The sequence below is a fragment of the Pseudomonas sp. MWU13-2517 genome (assembly GCF_023242545.1).
In the GTDB taxonomy this organism is placed as follows: domain Bacteria; phylum Pseudomonadota; class Gammaproteobacteria; order Pseudomonadales; family Pseudomonadaceae; genus Aquipseudomonas.
The window spans coordinates 136023-155594 of the sequence record NZ_JALMFA010000016.1 but is presented as its reverse complement, the minus strand read 5'-3'; the positions used below and the strand labels follow the sequence as shown (position 1 = coordinate 155594).

General features: G+C 60.3%; 12 protein-coding genes. 5 read left to right on the top strand and 7 right to left on the bottom strand.

Annotated features, from left to right (window positions below; translation table 11 throughout):
- Positions 1 to 32: 32 nt before the first annotated feature.
- The gene (locus tag M5B97_RS22670) at positions 33 to 269 is read right to left on the bottom strand and encodes a hypothetical protein (protein ID WP_123718173.1); all 237 of its coding nucleotides are present in this window, start codon (positions 267 to 269) and stop codon (positions 33 to 35) included.
- Positions 270 to 495: 226 nt separating this feature from the next.
- On the opposite strand from M5B97_RS22670, the gene M5B97_RS22665 reads away from it, so the two are divergent.
- Entirely contained in the window at positions 496 to 1053 is a 558-nt protein-coding gene (locus M5B97_RS22665) for an NAD(P)H-dependent oxidoreductase (RefSeq protein WP_134660844.1), read from the top strand.
- Between the two features lie 114 nt (positions 1054 to 1167).
- Here M5B97_RS22665 and poxB read toward each other — a convergent pair whose 3' ends face one another.
- A complete protein-coding gene (gene poxB / locus M5B97_RS22660; protein WP_248732705.1) occupies positions 1168 to 2892 on the bottom strand; it encodes a ubiquinone-dependent pyruvate dehydrogenase in 1725 nt (574 codons plus the stop codon).
- A gap of 224 nt (positions 2893 to 3116) precedes the next feature.
- On the opposite strand from poxB, the gene M5B97_RS22655 reads away from it, so the two are divergent.
- On the top strand, positions 3117 to 4103 hold the full coding sequence (locus M5B97_RS22655; protein ID WP_248732704.1) for a hypothetical protein: 987 nt from the start codon (positions 3117 to 3119) through the stop codon (positions 4101 to 4103).
- A gap of 79 nt (positions 4104 to 4182) precedes the next feature.
- Here M5B97_RS22655 and M5B97_RS22650 read toward each other — a convergent pair whose 3' ends face one another.
- A complete protein-coding gene (locus tag M5B97_RS22650; RefSeq protein ID WP_123718175.1) occupies positions 4183 to 4677 on the bottom strand; it encodes a DUF934 domain-containing protein in 495 nt (164 codons plus the stop codon).
- Positions 4661 to 6319, bottom strand: a complete 1659-nt coding sequence (locus M5B97_RS22645; RefSeq protein WP_123718176.1) for a nitrite/sulfite reductase — start codon at positions 6317 to 6319, stop codon at positions 4661 to 4663. The genes M5B97_RS22650 and M5B97_RS22645 overlap by 17 nt, the downstream gene beginning before the upstream one ends.
- A 423-nt stretch (positions 6320 to 6742) precedes the next feature.
- Here M5B97_RS22645 and M5B97_RS22640 point away from each other — a divergent pair, with 423 nt between their 5' ends.
- Positions 6743 to 7804, top strand: a complete 1062-nt coding sequence (locus M5B97_RS22640) for an ABC transporter substrate-binding protein (protein ID WP_248732703.1) — start codon at positions 6743 to 6745, stop codon at positions 7802 to 7804.
- On the opposite strand, the gene M5B97_RS22635 is transcribed toward M5B97_RS22640, so the two are convergent.
- On the bottom strand, positions 7801 to 8019 hold the full coding sequence (locus M5B97_RS22635; protein WP_123718178.1) for a DUF2970 domain-containing protein: 219 nt from the start codon (positions 8017 to 8019) through the stop codon (positions 7801 to 7803). The two genes, M5B97_RS22640 and M5B97_RS22635, sit on opposite strands and share 4 nt — an antisense overlap.
- Before the next feature lie 93 nt (positions 8020 to 8112).
- Entirely contained in the window at positions 8113 to 11823 is a 3711-nt protein-coding gene (gene metH, locus M5B97_RS22630; RefSeq protein WP_248732702.1) for a methionine synthase, read from the bottom strand.
- 167 nt (positions 11824 to 11990) lie between these two features.
- On the opposite strand from metH, the gene M5B97_RS22625 reads away from it, so the two are divergent.
- Positions 11991 to 14282, top strand: a complete 2292-nt coding sequence (locus tag M5B97_RS22625; RefSeq protein ID WP_248732701.1) for a fatty acid cis/trans isomerase — start codon at positions 11991 to 11993, stop codon at positions 14280 to 14282.
- A gap of 34 nt (positions 14283 to 14316) precedes the next feature.
- On the opposite strand, the gene M5B97_RS22620 is transcribed toward M5B97_RS22625, so the two are convergent.
- Positions 14317 to 18702, bottom strand: coding sequence for an SET domain-containing protein (locus tag M5B97_RS22620; protein WP_248732700.1), 4386 nt, complete (start codon positions 18700 to 18702; stop codon positions 14317 to 14319).
- A gap of 168 nt (positions 18703 to 18870) precedes the next feature.
- Between M5B97_RS22620 and nfuA the strand changes: the two genes are divergently transcribed.
- Complete coding sequence (nfuA, locus tag M5B97_RS22615; protein ID WP_003190728.1) at positions 18871 to 19455, top strand: Fe-S biogenesis protein NfuA; 585 nt, start codon at positions 18871 to 18873, stop codon at positions 19453 to 19455.
- Positions 19456 to 19572 lie beyond the last annotated feature (117 nt).

Here is a 19572-nt window from a genome sequence, read left to right as displayed (position 1 = left end):
GCCAGGACTGAGCAGGTCGACCAGGCGAGATCTTATGAGGCGAGGGTGGTTTGCGATTCGCGCACGATGATCGTGCCCGACTGAATCAGTTTGAATTCATCACCTTCCAATTTTTCTACACGGTCGCCAATGGCCAACTTGTAGGTAGTGGTAGGCATCGAGCCAGCCTGGCTGTCCTGCGCCGGGTTGGATTCCTGGAACTCATGCACCGAATACACGCGTCCTTCCGCGTCTCTGGCATGGAACTGTCCGACAAGTACTGCAGCCATCTGTTTAGAACCTCTGGAGATAAACACTCATTTGCGGTTCTGTAGACCGTCATGTAGCGGGGTAGTTTACCTATAAGAAAAAAATACTATTCGTTGAAATTATCAGACGTTTCCTACGCATGGCGCGGAGCGGAGAACCTCTTGATGATTATCAAAACCTGCTGGTGCACACGCAGCGAAGACTCTATAACTAATCACTCCTTAGTCAGACGTCGGGAAAACCTCCATGAGCAAGGTCTACACGATTGCCGTCCTGGTTGGCAGCTTGAGAAAAGAGTCGATCAACCGCAAGGTCGCCCTGGCATTAGCCGAACTGGCCCCTGCCAACCTCAAATTGAACATTGTCGAAATTGGCGATTTGCCCCTCTACAACGAGGACATCGACGGTGCAGCACCGCCGGCAGCCTACAGTACTTTCCGTAAACAGGTGAGCTCATCCGACGCAGTGTTGTTCGTGACCCCGGAATACAACCGTTCCGTGCCGGCCCCGTTGAAGAATGCCATCGACGTCGGTTCCCGTCCTTATGGGCAAAGCGCCTGGAGCGGCAAGCCGGGGGCTATCATCAGCGTCTCGCCGGGGGCCATCGGTGGTTTTGGCGCCAACCACCATCTGCGCCAATCCCTGGTGTTCCTGGACGTGCCCTGCATGCAGCAGCCCGAGGCTTACCTGGGTGGCGCGGGCAGCGTGTTTGACGAGGCGGGCAAGCTCTCGGATAAGACCAGGCCCTTCCTGCAGGCGTTTATTGATGCCTTTGGCAAGTGGGTTGCCAAGCAGAACGGCTGATGCCCCCGAACCCGGCCAACTAGGCCGGGTTTTCTACGAAGGGTTCAGGCCAGTTGAAGGGGAGGGATCACTTGGGCGGTGATCCGCTACGACGCCGGTCATCGTTATTGATACTCAGCGCAACCAGTTGGTCCGTGCCAGTTCAATCACTTCATCGCCACGCCCGCTCATGACCGCCTTGAGCATATACAGGCTGAAGCCCTTGGCCTGTTCTAGCTTGATGCTCGGAGGCATCACCAGCTCCTGGGTGGCGGTGACCACATCTACCAGCACAGGGCCATCATGCGCCAGGGCGCGGCGTAGTGCCGGTTCCAGGTCTTCGGATTGTTCCACGCGGATTCCCAGAATGCCCATGGCGTTGGACATGGCCGCGAAGTCCGGGTTTTTCAGTTCTGTGCCGGTATCGAGGTAGCCTGCCGCTTTCATTTCCATGGCGACAAAACCCAGGGACGAGTTGTTGAACACAATGACTTTTACCGGCAGTTTCAGTTGGGCCAATGAGATGAAATCCCCCATCAACATGGTGAACCCGCCGTCGCCGGACATCGAAATCACTTGGCGCCCGGCAAACGCCGCCTGGGCACCGATGGCCTGGGGCATGGCGTTGGCCATGGAACCGTGATTGAACGAGCCGATCAGGCGGCGCTTGCCATTCATCTTCAGATAACGGGCGGCCCAGACCGTCGGTGAGCCGACATCGGCGGTGAAGATGGCATCGTCGTCCGCCAGTTCACTCAGCAGACGTGCGACGTATTGCGGGTGAATCGGGCGGTTGGCTTTCGACGGTTGAGCCAGGTCATCCAGCCCCTGGCGGGCTTTCTCGTAGTGCTTCAACGAGGTGTCGAGGAAGCTGCGGTCGGTTTTGCGGGTCAGGCGGGGCAGTAGTGCATCGATGGTTTCGCGGACGTCGGCGGCGATGCCCAAATCCAGAGGCACGCGACGGCCCAGGGCCTGGGCATTGCGGTCGACCTGGATGATTTTCGCGTCCGTTGGGTAGAACTGACGGTACGGAAAGTCGGTGCCGAGCATCACCAGCGTGTCGCAGTTGAGCATGGCGTGGTAGCCCGAGCTGAAGCCGATCAGGCCGGTCATGCCGACGTCGAACGGGTTATCCCACTCCACATGCTCTTTGCCACGCAGTGCGTGGACCACCGGCGCGCCGAGCGCATCGGCCAGGGCCACCACTTGGGCGTGGGCGCCGGCACAGCCGCTGCCGCACAGCAGGGTGACTTTCTGGCTGCTCTGGAGCAGTTCGGTGAGGCGCAGCAGATCCTCTTCAGCGGGTAGCGTGCGCGGCGCGTGCAGGGCCGGCCAGGGCTTGAGCCGGTCTTCCACTTCCAGCAGCGACACGTCTCCCGGAATCACCACCACCGCCACGCCACGATTCAGAATCGCCGAACGCATGGCGCGGTGCAGCACCTCGGGCATCTGCGCGGGGTTACTCACCAGCTCGATGAAATGGCTGCACTCCTTGAACAGTTCCTGGGGATGGGTTTCCTGAAAGTAATTGAGGCCGATCTCCGAGGACGGGATCTGCGCAGCGATGGCCAGTACCGGCACGTGGTTGCGATGGCAGTCAAACAGGCCATTGATCAAGTGCAGGTTGCCCGGCCCGCAACTGCCGGCGCACACCGTCAACTCTCCGGTGACGGCGGCTTCGGCGCCGGCGGCGAACGCAGCAACCTCTTCGTGGCGCACGTGCATCCACTCGATGCTGTCCATGGTGCGCAGGGCGTCGGTCAGGCCGTTGAGGCTGTCGCCGGTCAGGCCCCAGATGCGCTTGATACCCGCTTGTTCAAGCGTGGTTGCCAATTGCTGGGCCAGGTTGATTTTCGCCATGAAGAACTCCAATCGTCAGTGAGATTAAAAGCGTCTGATCAGAAGAGGACAGTTCAATCAAGGCGTATGTTCACCACGTTATATGAAGTTTGTGTCATCCCCCTGCACACGCCGAGGAACTCACTGACATAAAACGTGTGGCCATGGAACTGCAGTTTTGTCAGTAGCCACTGAGAGGATGAAGCGGCAGGAAGCCCTCTCTTAAACATCCCAGAGGTCCAGCCATGCAGTTATCCAATCAACCGGCTATTTCACCACGCGTTCCAATGGCTCATCTGCACACCTCAGGCACCGTGGCGCCGTTGTCGCCTGAAGTGCCAGGTACTTTGAATGCTACGCGCCGTTCAACTCACAATCAGGGGCATGCCAACCGATACCCTATGGCGAGCGATGCAGAGATCCGTGCCCACAACACGCGTGGTCTGAAGGGGGTCGGTTTGAGCCGGGCCAGGCCGCCTGTGTCGACTCCACCTGCCAAACCACCGGTAGCATCCAAACCGTCGGCAGTGAAACAACCTGTCAAGACGTCGGTAACACCCAAGCCGCCGGTGTTGAGCAAACCTGTCAGGCCTAAAGGTACGAAGGGGGCTCTGAGTGACTCGAATAAACTTGCAGGGCTGCACAAAAACAATGCATTCCCGCCGCTCTCCACACAACTTGCCGCCAGCGCACGTAGCGCCTTCGTGAACTCGGCAGTGGGGAGCCTGATCAATATTCCCTTCACTGTCGCACAGCATTTGGCCTCTCAAGGCATTCTCAATCGGATCGAGGCGCAAGCCAGGCTGCCAGGTGCCGAACAGGTCAATTCAAGCGGCGTCAAAACGACCGTGGATCCAGGCGCTACGCAGCAGCAGAAAACCGAGGCGCGCCTGGAAAACAATGAAATAAAACTGGAGCTGATGGTCAACTCAATCCTGTCCATCAACGAAGGCCCGGACGCCGCGGCAGTGAGCAAAGGTCCCGGCTCGCCGACTGACACGAACGGACGTTTGGCCAGTCTTGAAAAAACCATGGATGTGGTTGAAGCGCAGATGAAAGACATCGCGAAAAGATACGGGCTTGTGTATGACCCGTATGTCGCCCCTGATTCATCCGAAGCACCGACTGAGAAGTCCCGCCTGGATGTCATCGAGCAGCGCCTGATTCATATGAACAGAATGCTCAAGAGGCTGATCAGGAATGCGGAGGCGGATGCGGAAGACGCTGAATAGCGCTTCAGTTCAGGCACAAAAGGCCAGCTAAAAAAATGGGCACGCCGACCGGGTCGGGTGCCCATTTTTTCATCCAGGCTTAACGTCGACGAAACAGCGGCAGCGGCTCATCCGTTGCCGCCTGGTACGTCACCGAGAAGTCATTGAGGCTTTCCAGTGCTTCGTACGGGTCTTTGTCGGCGCGCAAGGCGAAGGCATCGAACCCGCAGCGGTGCAGGTAGAACAGTTGGTCGCGCAGTACATCGCCAATCGCGCGCAGTTCGCCTTTGTAGCCGTAACGGTCACGCAGCAGACGGGCATTGGAGTAGTTGCGCCCGTCAGTGAAGGCCGGGAAGTTCAGGGCGATGACCTGGAAGTGCTGCACGTCTTCGCCGATCTCTTCGGCTTCCTCGTCGGCGTCCAGCCACACGCCCAGGCCACCGTCGCGCGCCTTGAGGGCGTGGCCGTGCTCGCGCCACAGGGCCAACGGCACGATCAGGTCGTCGCAGTTGGAGATGCCGTCGAAGCTCGCATCCTTGGGCAGCAGGTGCCAGGTTTCGTCGACGACTTCGTTGTTCTTAATGATTCGCTGCATAGACGCGCTCCTTGAACAGGTCGATGCCGATGCGCTGGTAGGTGTCGATGAAACGCTCATCTTCGGTACGCTGTTCGATGTACACGTCGATCAGCTTGCCGATCACCTCGGGCATGGCTTCCTGGGCGAAGGATGGGCCGAGGATCTTGCCCAGGCTCGCATCACGGCTGGCGCTGCCACCCAGGGACACTTGGTAGAATTCTTCGCCTTTCTTGTCCACGCCCAGGATGCCGATGTGACCGACGTGGTGGTGACCACAGGCGTTCATGCAACCGGAAATGTTCAGGTCCAGCTCGCCGATGTCGAACAGGTAGTCCAGGTCGTCAAAACGGCGTTGGATCGATTCGGCGATCGGGATCGACTTGGCGTTGGCCAGGGAGCAGAAATCGCCACCCGGGCAGCAGATGATATCGGTCAGCAGGCCGATATTCGGTGTGGCGAAACCGCCTTCGCGCAGCTCGCCCCAGAGCGTGAACAATTGGCTCTGCTCAACGTCGGCGAGGATGATGTTCTGTTCGTGGGAAGTGCGCAGTTGGCCGAAACTGTAGCGGTCGGCCAGGTCGGCGACGGCGTCCAGTTGCTTGTCGGTGATATCGCCCGGCGCAACGCCGGTCGGTTTCAGCGACAGGGTCACCGCCACATAGCCCGGCTTCTTGTGCGCCAGGGTGTTGCGGGTACGCCAGCGGGCGAAGCCGGGGTGCTGCTGGTCGAGGGCAGCGAGCTCGGCGTCCTGGTTGGCCAGGGCCTTGTATTCAGGGTCGATGAAGTGCTTGGCCACGCGGTGCACTTCGGCGTCGGTCAGGGTGGTCTGGCCGCCGCGCAGGTGTTCCATTTCAGCGTCGACTTTCTGGGCAAAGACCTCAGGGGTCAGCGCCTTGACCAGGATCTTGATCCGGGCCTTGTATTTGTTGTCACGACGGCCATAGCGGTTGTAGACCCGCAGGATGGCGTCGAGGTAGCTCAACAGATCCTGCCACGGCAGGAACTCGTTGATGAACGCCCCCACCACTGGCGTGCGGCCCAGGCCGCCACCCACCAGCACACGGAAACCCAGCTCGCCGGCCGCGTTGTGCACCGGCTCCAGGCCGATGTCGTGCACTTCGATCGCTGCGCGGTCCGAGGTCGAGCCGTTGATGGCGATCTTGAATTTACGCGGCAGGTAGGCGAATTCGGGGTGGAAGGTGGTCCATTGGCGGACGATTTCACACCATGGGCGTGGGTCGATCAGTTCGTCGGCAGCCACACCGGCAAATTGGTCGGTGGTGACGTTGCGCAGGCAGTTACCGCTGGTCTGAATGGCGTGCATCTGCACGGTGGCCAGTTCGGCCAGGATGTCCGGCACATCTTCCAGCGCCGGCCAGTTGAATTGTACGTTCTGGCGCGTACTGATGTGGGCATAGCCTTTGTCGTAGTCGCGGGCAATCTTGGCCATCATGCGCGCCTGGCGCGAAGTCAGCTGGCCATAGGGCACGGCCACCCGCAGCATCGGCGCAAAGCGCTGAACATAAAGGCCATTTTGCAGGCGCAGAGGGCGGAACTCTTCTTCGCTCAGTTCACCTGCCAGATAGCGTCGGGTCTGATCACGGAACTGCTTGACGCGGTCCTCGATGATGCGCTGATCGTATTCGTCGTATACGTACATATAGGTCCTGTTCTCGGCAAATCTGCGCGCACGGCCGCGCACTCCCAACGGAGCCGGCGCACGATACCAGTTTGCGTTTATGCGCAAAAGTGATGTTTGAGTATATGTAAATAACCAAATTGACTAATGAGAACGGTTATCGCGATAACCACATTTGTCATGCGGGCAATCATGAACTTTACTGTGGTCGAGTCTTAGTGCAGTCACCTATAAAACCGACAAGAGGCGATGCGATGAGCAATTCTACAAAGGCCCGTAAACCCGACAGTACCGTTGATGCCTGGGCGATTCTGTTTTTGATTGTTCTGGTGGTGGGCACAGCGGTGTTCTGGGTGAGCCATCAGTAAGAAGATGTAGATTGAGCCTCGATTGACTGTCGTAATGCCACTATCATGGCGGTCAATGCTCTAGGCTCGGACAACCATGTTGAAGGTTCTGATTACGTGTGCGTGGTTGCTGGGATCGACGTACGGGGCGCTGGCCCATGCCACGTCGGTGGTATTTCTTAACCCCGGCATGTCGACGGAAACCTTCTGGGTCAGTTATACGCAATTCATGCAGGCTGCGGCCAAGGACCTCGGCCTGGATTTGCGCGTGCGTTATTCCGAGCGCGACATTCGCAACACCCTGGCCCAGGCCCGGGAAACGCTGCACGGCCATGAGCGGCCCGACTACCTGGTGCTGGTCAACGAACAGTACGTCGCCCCGCAGATTCTGCGCATGGCGCAGGGAACCGGGGTCAAGCTGCTGCTGGTCAACAACACGCTGACGGCGGATCAGGCGCAATTGCTTGGCAGTGACGTCGATTGGCTCGGCAGTATGGTGTCCAACGACGAGCAGGCCGGTTACCTGATGCTTGGCGACCTGCTGCGCGAGCACGGCCCGGTGGCGCCAGGCGAGACCATTGACCTGTTGGCATTCTCCGGCGTCAAGACCACCCCGGCTGCGTTGTTGCGGGAGCAGGGCCTGCGCCGTGCTCTGGCCGAACACCCGGAGGTGCGCCTGCGCCAGCTGGTCTACGGCGAATGGAGCCGCCACCGCGCCTGTGAGCAGGCCACGCAGTTACTCAAGCGCTACCCACAGACGACACTGGTGTGGTCGGCCAATGATGAGATGGCGCTGGGTGCGATACAGGCCTTGCAAGACAGCGGTCGGGTACCCGGCAAGGACGTGCTGTTCAGTGCTCTCAACAGTTCGCCGGAGATATTGAAAGCGCGTCTGGACGGGCGACTGACAACCTTGGTCGCCGGGCATTTCACCTTGGGCGGCTGGGCGATGGTGTTGATCAATGATGATGCCAAGGGCGTCGACATCAAAGCCCTTGGCGGGCGTGACCGGCAGGAAGCGTTATTCCAGTTGATCGATGCCGCCCAGGCTCAGCGGTTGCTGGAGCCGATGGCGCCGGTTGATTTCCGTGCACTGTCTGCCGTCGGCAAACCGGCGTCCTACCGGTACCCCTTCAGCCTGCAACTGCTGTTGCGCTAGACGCCGGCCAGGTGCAGCACGAGCTTGACGATACCGAACAAGGTCAGGGCAAACACTGCGGTAAACAGGATGCCCAGGAGTACAAAGTGGCTGGGCTTGCCGTGGGTGAAATCCCGGGCGCGGTTCTTGCCGCTCTGTACGCCGAAGGCGGCCGCCATGACGCTGTGGAGCATCTGCCAGAAGGTCGGTGGCTTGTTGTCGACTGGATCGTCCATACATCCCTCTACACAAGGTGTGTGAGGGATAGCATAGCCGCTGGTTGACAGGCAGTGAGCGGGGCAAGCCCGCTCACTGCACAAGCCCGACAATCAGTTGTCGTAGCCCAGGTTCGGCGCCAGCCAGCGTTCCGTCACGCTCAGGTCCTGGCCTTTGCGCGCGGTGTAGCTCGCCACTTGGTCTTTATCGACCTTGCCCACGGCAAAGTACTGCGCTTGCGGGTGAGCGAAGTACCAGCCACTGACTGCCGCCGCGGGGAACATCGCGTAGTGTTCGGTGAGGAACACACCGCTGCGGCCGGCGTGCAGTTCATGGGCCTCGGGGTCGAGCAACTGGAACAGGGTGCCTTTCTCGGTGTGATCCGGGCACGCCGGGTAGCCGGGGGCAGGGCGGATACCGCTGTACTGCTCCTTGATCAGCGCCTCGTTGTCGAGTTCCTCATCCTTGGCATAACCCCAGTAGTCTTTACGCACTTGCTGGTGCAGCCATTCGGCGCAGGCTTCGGCCAGGCGGTCGGCCAGGGCCTTGACCATGATCGAGTTGTAATCGTCGCCCGCATCCTGGTAGGCCTTGGCCACTTCTTCGGCGCCGATGCCGGCGGTGGTGATGAACCCGCCCACATAGTCGGTCACGCCGCTGTCCTTGGGCGCGACGAAGTCGGCCAGGGAGAAGTTCGGCTTGCCGTCGGTCTTGATGATCTGTTGGCGCAGGTGGTGCAGGGTGGCCAGGGGCTTGCCGTCTTCGCCGTAGACTTCCAGGTCATCGTCCTGGACCTGGTTCGCCGGCCAGAAACCGAACACCGCGCGGGCGCTGATGAGTTTGCCGTCGATCAGCTTCTTGAGCATTTCCTGGGCGTCGGCGTACAGCGCGGTGGCGGCTTCGCCAACGACCTCATCGGTGAGGATGCGTGGAAACTTGCCGGCCAGGTCCCAGGAAATGAAGAACGGTGTCCAGTCGATGTACTCGGCCAAGACATTAAGGTCGATATTCTCCAGCACCTTGGCACCGGTAAACGTCGGTTTGACCGGGGTGTAGCCGGCCCAGTCGAACTGCGGCTTCTTGGCGATGGCGGCCGCATAGCTCAGGCGCTCGGTGCGGGCGCTGCGGTTGGAGGTGCGCTCGCGGACTTCCACGTACTCTTCGCGGGTACGCTCGACAAACCCGGGCTTGAGCTCCTTGGACAGCAATTGCGTGGCCACACCCACCGCACGCGAGGCGTCGGTGACATACACCACCGCATCGTTGCTGTACTTGGGTTCGATCTTTACCGCCGTGTGCGCCTTGGAAGTGGTGGCGCCACCGATCATCAGCGGCAGGTGGAAGTCCTGGCGCTGCATCTCACGGGCCACATGCACCATCTCATCGAGCGATGGGGTGATCAGGCCGGACAGCCCGATGATGTCGCACTTCTGCTCCCTGGCTACCTGCAGGATCTTCTCGGCCGGTACCATCACACCCAGGTCGACGATGTCATAGCCGTTGCAGCCCAGGACCACGCCGACAATGTTCTTGCCGATGTCGTGCACATCGCCTTTGACCGTGGCCATCAGGATCTTGCCCTTGGCTTGCGGCTTGTCACCTTTTTCCAGCTCGATGAACGGGATCAGGTGGGCTACGGCCTGCTTCATCACCCGGGCGGATTTCACCACCTGGGGCAGGAACATTTTGCCTGCGCCGAACAGGTCGCCGACGATGTTCATGCCGGACATCAACGGGCCTTCGATCACCTCGATCGGGCGGGCGAACGACAGCCGGGATTCCTCGGTGTCTTCGACGATATGCGTGGTGATGCCTTTGACCAGCGCGTGTTCCAGGCGCTTGTTGACCTCCCAGCCACGCCATTCCTCGGTCTCCGCTTCCTTGACGCTGCCGTCGCCCTTGTACTTGTCGGCAATGGCGAGCAGGGCGTCGGTGCCGTCCGGAGTGCGGTTGAGCACCACGTCTTCCACGGCATCACGCAGCTCGGCCGGGATCTGGTCGTAGATTTCCAACTGGCCGGCGTTGACGATACCCATGGTCAGGCCATTGCGGATCGCATACAGCAGGAACACCGAGTGGATCGCCTCGCGCACCGGGTTGTTGCCACGGAACGAGAACGACACGTTGGACACGCCGCCGGAGCTCAGTGCATACGGCAGCTCGTCGCGGATGTAGGCGCAGGCGTTGATGAAGTCGACGGCGTAGTTGTTGTGCTCTTCGATACCGGTGGCGACCGCGAAGATGTTCGGGTCGAAGATGATGTCTTCCGGTGGGAAGCCGACCTCATTGACCAGGATGTCGTAGGAGCGTTTGCAGATCTCTTTCTTGCGCGCTTCGGTGTCGGCCTGGCCGGCTTCGTCGAACGCCATCACCACCACGGCCGCGCCATAGCGCTTGCACAGCTTGGCGTGGTGAATGAACTGCTCCACGCCTTCTTTCATGCTGATCGAGTTGACGATGCCCTTGCCCTGGATGCACTTGAGGCCGGCTTCGATCACTTCCCACTTGGAGGAGTCGATCATGATCGGCACGCGGGAGATGTCCGGTTCACCGGCAATCAGGTTGAGGAAGGTCACCATGGCCTTCTTCGAATCGAGCATCCCCTCGTCCATGTTGATGTCGATCACCTGGGCGCCGGCTTCCACCTGCTGCAGGGCGACTTCGAGGGCTTCGGTGTAGTTGTCTTCGCGGATCAGCCGGGCGAAACGTGCGGAGCCGGTAATGTTGGTGCGTTCGCCGACGTTGACGAACAACGACTGACGATCAATGGTGAACGGCTCCAGGCCGGACAGGCGGCAAGCCTTGGGAATGTCCGGGATCTGGCGCGGCGCATAGCCGGCCACGGCCTTGGCAATGGCCTCGATGTGGCCTGGGGTGGTGCCGCAGCAACCGCCGACGATGTTGAGGAAGCCGCTCTGGGCGAACTCTTCGATGACCTTGGCGGTTTCCGAAGGCAGCTCATCATACTCGCCGAATTCGTTGGGCAGGCCAGCGTTGGGGTGCGCGGATACGTGGGTGCCGGCCTTGTTCGACAGCTCTTCCAGGTACGGGCGCAACTCGCTGGCGCCGAGGGCGCAGTTCAAACCCACCGAAATCGGTTTGGCGTGGGCCACGGAGTTCCAGAACGCTTCGGTGGTCTGGCCCGACAGGGTGCGGCCGGAGGCGTCGGTGATGGTGCCGGAAATCATGATCGGCAGTTCCAGGCCCAGCTCCTCGAATACGCCTTGCACGGCGAAGATTGCGGCCTTGGCGTTGAGGGTATCGAAGATGGTTTCGATCAGGATCAGGTCGGCACCTCCTTCGATCAACCCTTTGGTGGCTTCGGTGTAGTTTTCCACCAGCTCATCAAAGGTGACGTTGCGGTAGCCGGGGTTGTTCACGTCGGGTGACAGTGAGCAGGTGCGGCTGGTCGGGCCTAGCACTCCGGCGACAAAACGCGGCTTGGCCGGGTTTTCCAGGGTCTTGGCGTCGGCCACCTTGCGCGCCAGGCGCGCACCTTCTACGTTTAACTCGTAAGCCAGCTCTTCCATGCCGTAATCGGCCATGGAAATGCGTGTGGCGTTGAATGTGTTGGTTTCGAGGATGTCGGCACCGGCATCCAGGTAAGCCTTCTCGATCCCGCCGATCACGTCGGGGCGGGTAATGACCAGCAGATCGTTGTTGCCTTTGACGTCGCTTGGCCAGTCGGCGAAGCGTTTGCCACGGTAGTCATGTTCCTCAAGCTTGTAGCTCTGGATCATCGTGCCCATGCCACCGTCGAGGATCAGGATGCGCTCCTTGAGGGCTTGGTGAAGGGTTTGCAGACGAGCGCTACGATCGGACATGGGACTACTCTGGTCAGGCATTACGGAGGGCATGGATCATAGCAAACCTGTGCCGATTTGGAGCACGTGCGGGCTTTGCATGAATATCGTTCATGTTGGCAGGGTTAATGGCCCGGTAGAATCACCGGCAATTTTTCCAGCGTACGCTTCGAACCGGGACCCGATACATGTCATTTCGTCTTATCTCCAGTGCCATCCTGGCACTGGTAGCCGGCTTTGCCCAGGCACAGGGTCCCGCCTCGGCGATCTCCTATACCCGCGATATCCAACCGATCTTTACCGAAAAGTGCGTGGCCTGCCACGCATGCTATGACTCCGCCTGCCAGCTCAACCTGGGCAGTGCCGAAGGCGTGGCCCGAGGCGCGAGCAAAATGCCGGTCTACGATGGCGAACGCAGCCAGGCCGCGCCGACCACCCGTTTGTTCTATGACGCGTTCGGCAAGCAAGCGTGGCAGCAAAAGGGGTTTTATTCGGTGCTGGACGCCCAGGGCAGCCAGGCCGCGCTGATGGCGCGCATGTTGGAACTGGGCCACAACGCGCCCTTGAAACCCAATGCGAAACTGCCTGAAGACATTGCGTTGGGCCTGAACCGCGAAAACATGTGCGCGATGCCCGGCGAGTTCAACGCCTATGCCGGCGCCCATCCCAGGGAAGGCATGCCGTTGGCGGTGACCGGCCTGACCGATCAGCAATACCAGACCCTGCAACGCTGGCTCGCCGCCGGCGCGCCGATCGATGAGCAGGGCCTCGCGCCCAGTGCGAAGGAAGCCTTGCAGGTGCAGCAATGGGAAAACCTGTTCAACCAGCCCGGCGCCCGGGAAAGCTTGGTGGCGCGTTGGTTGTTCGAGCATTTGTTCCTGGCGCATATCTATTTCGAGAACGGCGAGCCCGGGCACTACTTTCAGTGGGTCCGTTCGCGCACGCCGAGCGGTAAACCCATCGACCTGATCGCGACGCGCCGTCCCAACGACGACCCCGGCACCCAGGTGTACTACCGTCTGTGGCCGGTGCAGGGGGTGATCGTGCATAAAACCCACATCACTTACCCATTCAGCGCCGCAAAGATGGCTCGCATCAAAGACCTGTTTTACGCCGGCAACTGGCAGGTTGACGCCTTGCCGGGCTATGGGCCGGGCCGTCGCGCCAATCCGTTCGAGACCTTCGAGGCGATCCCGGCCAAGGCGCGCTACCAGTTCATGCTGGATAACGCCGAATACTTCGTGCGTACCTTCATTCGTGGGCCGGTGTGCCGTGGGCAGATCGCCACGGACGTGATCCGCGATAACTTCTGGACCCTGTTCCAGGACCCGGACCACGACCTGTACATCACCGATGCGCGTTATCGCGGCCAGGCCACGCCGTTGCTGGCGATGCCGGGGCAGAACGATGACGTAGGCAGCGTGCTCAGCCTGTGGCTGGCCTATCGCGACAAGCGCAACCAATACGAAGCCTTGCGCCGCGACAGCTATGCGGACGTGGCGGCGCCGAGTTGGTCGACCCTGTGGGCCGGCAATGACAATGCCTTGTTGAGTGTTTTCCGTCATTTCGACAGCGCCTCGGTCACCAAAGGCCTGATCGGCGAAGTCCCGCAAACGATGTGGTTATTCGACTATCCGTTGCTGGAGCGCACTTATTACCAATTGGCGGTGAACTTCGATGTGTTCGGCAACGTGTCGCATCAGGCCCAGACGCGCCTGTATTTCGACTTGATCCGCAACGGCGCCGAGCAGAACTTCCTGCGCCTGATGCCGGCCGACAGCCGCGATGCCTTTCTTGATGACTGGTACCAGAACAGCGGAAAACTCAAGCTGTGGATGGACTACGAAGCGATTGATGACGACAAACCGAGCGGTTTGCACCTTAATGAAAAAGACCCGAAACGCGACTTTGCCAACCAGTTGCTGACCCGCTACGACCACCTTAACGCCAGCCCGGACCCGATCAACCGTTGCACCGGTGCCTTTTGCTCCCGTGACGGGATCGACCCGGCATTGCAGGACGCCGAACAGGCGCTCAGCCGCTTGACGTCACGCCCGGCCGCCGGGCTCAAAGTCATCGACCAATTGCCCGAAGCGAGCATGCTGCGCATTGAAACCCCGAGCGGCAAACGGCTGGTCTACAGCATGCTGCGCAACCGCGCCCACAGTAACGTGGCATTCCTGCTGGGCGAGGCCTATCGCTACCAGCCCGGGCTGGATACGGTGACTATCTACCCAGGGGTACTGAGCAGCTATCCGAACTTCATCTTCAACATCCCGGCGCAGCAGGTGCCTGAGTTTGTTGCAGCGATGGAGGGCGTCAAGGATGCCAAGGGGTTTGAGCAGATCGTCGAGCGGTGGGGTATTCGCCGCAGTCACCCGCTGTTTTGGCAGTATTTCCATGATCTGTCGCAGTACATTCACGAAACCACGCCGGTGGAAGAGGGTGTACTGGACATGAATCGCTATGAAAACCTCTGAGCCCTAAACCCCTTTTGCGAGTCTGCTCGCCTGGTCAGGGGGATGGGCGTTGCCAATAGGCGGGGCCATAGTCCATCAGCAGCTCACTGCCGGCGCGAATGTCGTCCTTGGCGATCAGGAAAACCATGTATTTTCCGGCGTAGACGGCCGCCACATTGTCGTTGCCCACACGTGGCGCGCCAGGCTTCTGGCCTGTATTGATCAGACTGAGCATGTTGCTGTTGCCATGCCCACTGATCGTCGCGCCTTCGGTGGCGGTCTGGAACAAATAGTCGGACACCCGCTGCATGCCATGCTCAAGAATATCGGCACTGAGCGACGCATCATTCAAATGCAAGCGCCCGGTGTATGGCCCCAACACATCAAAATGCTGGATATCGCGCCGCGCCACCAGCGAGTAGCCGCGCTCCGGGCCTTCATTGAGTTTTTTGACCTCGAACAGTTCGTTCAGCAGGTCATGGTGACGGCCTTCCTTGGTGATCCAATCCTGGATGTCTTCCGTCACGGCCTCGATCACCCGCTGGCGTTTGGGCCCGCTGAGCCCGTCGAACAGGCCGCAGTCATTGGTGATCCTGATCTGTTCCACCGTGCCCTCCAGCTCTGCTGTCAGGCTGCGGTTAACGTTGTAGGGATCTTGCAGGATCGGCGCGGCGTTGTTGATCTGGTGCCCATCGGCGCGGTCGACGTCGTATTGCGTACGGCTGCGCTTGGTGGCGAGGGTGGGCTGTTCAGTGGCGGGTTCATGCAGCGACGTTTGGGTGGTGGAATCCTTGGAGGGGCTGGCAGTCTGCACCGGCACCATGCGCTTACGCGCCAGCGGCGTGTTGGGCAGTGGCTGGTCGAAAAACACCGCCAAGCGACCGGCCTGGGTCAACTGGCCATTGTCTTCGACATATTGCCGCCATTTCACCGGGTTCAGATTGCGCTGGTCGAGGAAGTGCTCCATGGAGCGATGCGGCTGGGCCTGGGTGTGTACGCTGTGCCAATCCTCCAGGTCTTGTCGGGTCAGTGGGCTGAATGACTGCTGCCGGCTGTGTTTTTCCAGGACTTTGCCAAGTGGCGTGAATGAACCGTCCATATTGACGTGGTCGATAAAGGCCTGCGGGTCCAGGTTGTGATCGTGGGCATAGCCTTCGCGGGTGCGCTTGACCCGCACCGCCTGGGGCATGCGCCGCCAGCGTTGCAGGTTTTTCAAGGCGACGGGTACCCGTGCGTGGGTGGCTTGATCGAGCATTTCCTGGCCGCGACGGCTCAGTTCGCTGCGGGTATGCACAAATTGGCGAAACGCCGCCGGGTCGAGCTTGTGCTTTTTGATGAAGGCCTCCGCCGCCAGCTTCAATGACATCTCGGAGAAGGCCGACCACTTCTGCAAGGTCGGCGGCGTAATCACATTCAGGCCATCCGGCGCACCGCCCGCGAGTCTTGCCTGGCTTGAAAACCAATGGCCGGGCTGTACCGAAGACAGCCTGATGCCCAGGTCCTGATTGGTTTTCGGGTTGATTAGTGCGACGGTAAAACTGTTTCCGGTGCCCTCGGCAATTTCCTTGAGGTAGCCGTAGGAATGCTCGCGGATCTGATAAACGGCGATCTCGCCACGCTGATCCAGGTTGCAGACAAACGCTTGACCATACTCTCGCCGATGGAAAATCCCCCGGGAATCCGGTTTGAGCCCGCTGATCCAGTGGGCTGATACCGCATAGCGGCTGATGTGCGGGTCGCTGTTGCTCATGACCGTGAGCGGTTCGCGAAAGCGTGGGCCGAAAACGCTGTCCGAGGCAGCATCAATCAAGCGCCAATCCGGTTGCGCAGTGTTGCCGACATTGCGCAGCGGCACATTGGGCGTGCCTGCCACCACAAACAGCCGGTCACCGGCTTTTTGTGGCGCCCAGCCTACGGGGTTTACCTGGATCAGGCGGCTGGCCGGAATCATCTCGTCCGCCCATTCGCCCAGCGTGTTCAGGGTCTTGTAAAACCAATTGAGCGAATAGTAACGGCCCATGCGCAACAAGTCCGGCAGGGCGCTAAGCGGGTTCAGCTCCTGCAACACCTGGATGATCAACTGCCGCGTCAGGGTCTTGAGCGCGGGCAGCGCCAGGCGAATCCCGGCCCGGCCGGATTGCACGATCACCCTTGCACTGCCGGCCACGTATTTGCCCAGGGGCAGGGCAAACCCAACGATATCCGCAAAAAAACTCAAGCCGCCGAGGGCAACACGTTCCGGGTCGCCGGAGTTGAGGTCCTCGATGGGCCCCCAGAACGGCACCAGGACTTTGCCCCAGAACGCCATGCGTTCGCCGAGGTATTCGCCGAGGTCCAGCACCTTGGTGGCTTCGCGGGTGGTTTCCAGCAACGTCACTTCGTCGCAGTAAAAGTGATGCTCGGCAATCATGTGCGCCAGCGCTTCAGCGCGTGCGCCATAGAGATGGTTGGTGGCGCGGGACACCTGACTGACGGGTAGATCGAGCGGTGCCAGCACCTCGCCAATGGGGTCGGCGATCAGCGTACTGTGCTGGCCGGGCCTGGGCGTCGCGCCGCTGCGGTAGGCCGGCCAGTCGAAAGGCAGCAAGGTACCGCAGCGAAAACTGCCCTTGCCGGGGCGGGTGGCGCCGCCAATGGATTGGGTCTTGACCACGCCACCGATCAGCAGGCTGCGGATATCGTCGCGCACACGAATCACGCCAAGGGCGGGAAACACTTCGATGTAGCACGCAGCGTCCGCAAGACGCGGGTTGCCCAGGCGCAGGATGAAACCCGTGCGACCACTTACGGCGGCGGTCCGGCGCGGGGTCTCGAAGTTGGCTTCGATGTTGTGCAGCGGCTCCCGCAATGCATACAGGCTGACTTCATCGCGCTCGATATCGCCGACAGCCGGCGGGATTTGCGCGAGCAACGTCTTGATCAGTTTTTTATAGGTGGCTTTCGGGGTTTGCAGATAGGCATAGAACGCCGTGTCATGGGCTTGGTCGCTGCTGAACTGCGCGCGTCCCGGCGGCCTGAGCACAAGCTGCTTGATAGCCTCGATGACCTCGCGCTCGTGCCGCTCCAGTGCCGCAACGGCCTGGGTCACTTGCTCCGGGGTGTAGGGCTGCTTTTGCACGGGCAGCAAACCGTTGGCCTGCGCCCAGCACAGGGTCGGCGGCAATCTGGCCAGGCTCACCAGCGCCTGTCGCTCGGTATCGCCCTCGCAGGCCCGGAAGTACTCGGCTGAGAGGTTGTGCAATTCATCGAAGGTGAAACTACGCGCCGAGCCGGGTGCCAGGCATTCGGCGAGGAGAAAGCCGCTTTTGAAATGCACCCAGGCACTGGTGATGCCGTAGGGCAGGTCATCGGGAATGTTGTCGACCCATAGTTCGCTGGCGATGTGCGCCTTGGCGACGCACAGCACCAGCGCAGCGCCATGGGCGTCGACACCCAGCGCGCGCTGATAGTCGCGCAGCAGGGACTCACGGATTGGCGCGTAGCGGGCACACGGTTCGATCAACCGGTTGAGTTCGTTGTCGTACTGGGCGGCGTCCTGGGGCTTGATGCTCAGCCATAGGGCGCGCCAGACCAGTTTGACCAGCACTGCCCGAGGACAGTCCTGAGTGGGGTCTGCGCCGAACCAGTCGAGTGCGCTGACGATCCGCCGGCCGACCTCGAGGCTGTGGGGCTGATGCAGGTATTCGCTCAGCAGTGCTGTCGGCTGGCTGCGGGCCAGCTTTTGCTGAGTGGCAACAAAGGTCTCGGGCAGGATATGGCTGAACAGTGATTTGCCGTGCTCCTCTTCCAGCGAGCGCGTCACGCCAACGATGATTGCATCGCCGGCGTCGCCCAACAGCGGCTCCAGGTCGTTGCTGTGATCGGTGTGGCCCAGCGTGAGCAGCGCACAATATTCGCGCAGCGTTTCAAGCAGCGTGTTCCATTGCGCGTGAGTGGCCGGGCTATGGGGGATCAGGCCGTAGTATTTGAGCGCAAGATCGAAGCGTACCGAGCCGTCACTCTTGAGCCCGTCGCCGACGCGACGGTGGATGGCCAGTAGTACCTCGACATCCATCGTCCAATAGGTAGGGATATCGCGCAGCACCACGGGTTGATTGCACAGCGTGAAAATCTCCACGATGGCGGGTTTTGGCTGCCTGGGGGTGTTGACGAGGGCGGCAAGGGCGTCCAGCAGCGTGTCGGTGTAGGGCGTCTGGGAGGGTTGTCTGTTGTGCAGGTACTCGACAAAATCCTCGTCGGCCTCCAGCTTTTGCAGGGTGGTAAACGCGGCCTGGCACTGTCGGCCGAGTTCGGAGTCGGGGAGCGGGCGATAATAGAGGCTGGAGGCTGCCGCGCTGGAGGCGGAGCTGGCCAGCGGGGTGACTGCGTCGATCAAGTGGTACAGGGTGTCGAGTCGTGTAGGGCGCTTTCTGCAAAAAGTCGAGGATGATAGTGGGTCCATGGCGGATCTCGGCCGAGTCGGTAAAACCCGATGGTAGGCAGGCGCTGCCGGGCCGGGACGTATATAGATACCTGCTGGTATGTCGGTGACTTTTCCGACAAAAATACTAGGACTTTGTACCGCCTCGATGATTGGCGTAAACTGGCGGCAAGCCTGTGAGGAGTTTCCATGACTGCCATAACCATTACCGACGCCGCCCACGATTACCTGGCTGACCTGCTGTCCAAGCAGAACACCCCAGGTATTGGCATCCGCGTCTTTATCACCCAGCCTGGCACCCAATACGCCGAGACTTGCATCGCCTACTGCAAGCCTGGCGAAGAGAAGCCGGAAGACACTGCCCTGGGGCTGAAAAGCTTCACTGCGTACATTGACGCTTTCAGCGAAGCCTTCCTGGACGACGCCGTGGTTGACTACGCCACCGACCGCATGGGCGGCCAGTTGACCATCAAGGCGCCTAACGCCAAGGTGCCGAACGTCAACGCCGACAGCCCGGTCAACGAACGCATCAACTACTACCTTCAAACCGAGATCAACCCGGGGCTGGCCAGCCACGGCGGTCAGGTCAGCCTGATCGACGTAGTCGACGACGGTATCGCCGTGCTCAAGTTCGGCGGCGGCTGCCAGGGCTGCGGCCAGGCGGACGTGACCCTGCGTGAAGGTATCGAGCGCACGCTGCTTGAACGTATTCCTGAGCTCAAGGGCGTACGCGATGTGACCGACCACACGCAGAAAGAAAACGCCTACTACTGAGTAAGGTGTTCACTGCGAACAAAAAAACGGCGCCCCGTGAGCGCCGTTTTTTATTTTTAAAATTCAATGAGTTGCGACTTATATCTGACAATTAAGATTAAAGTCTGAAGAGCGCTT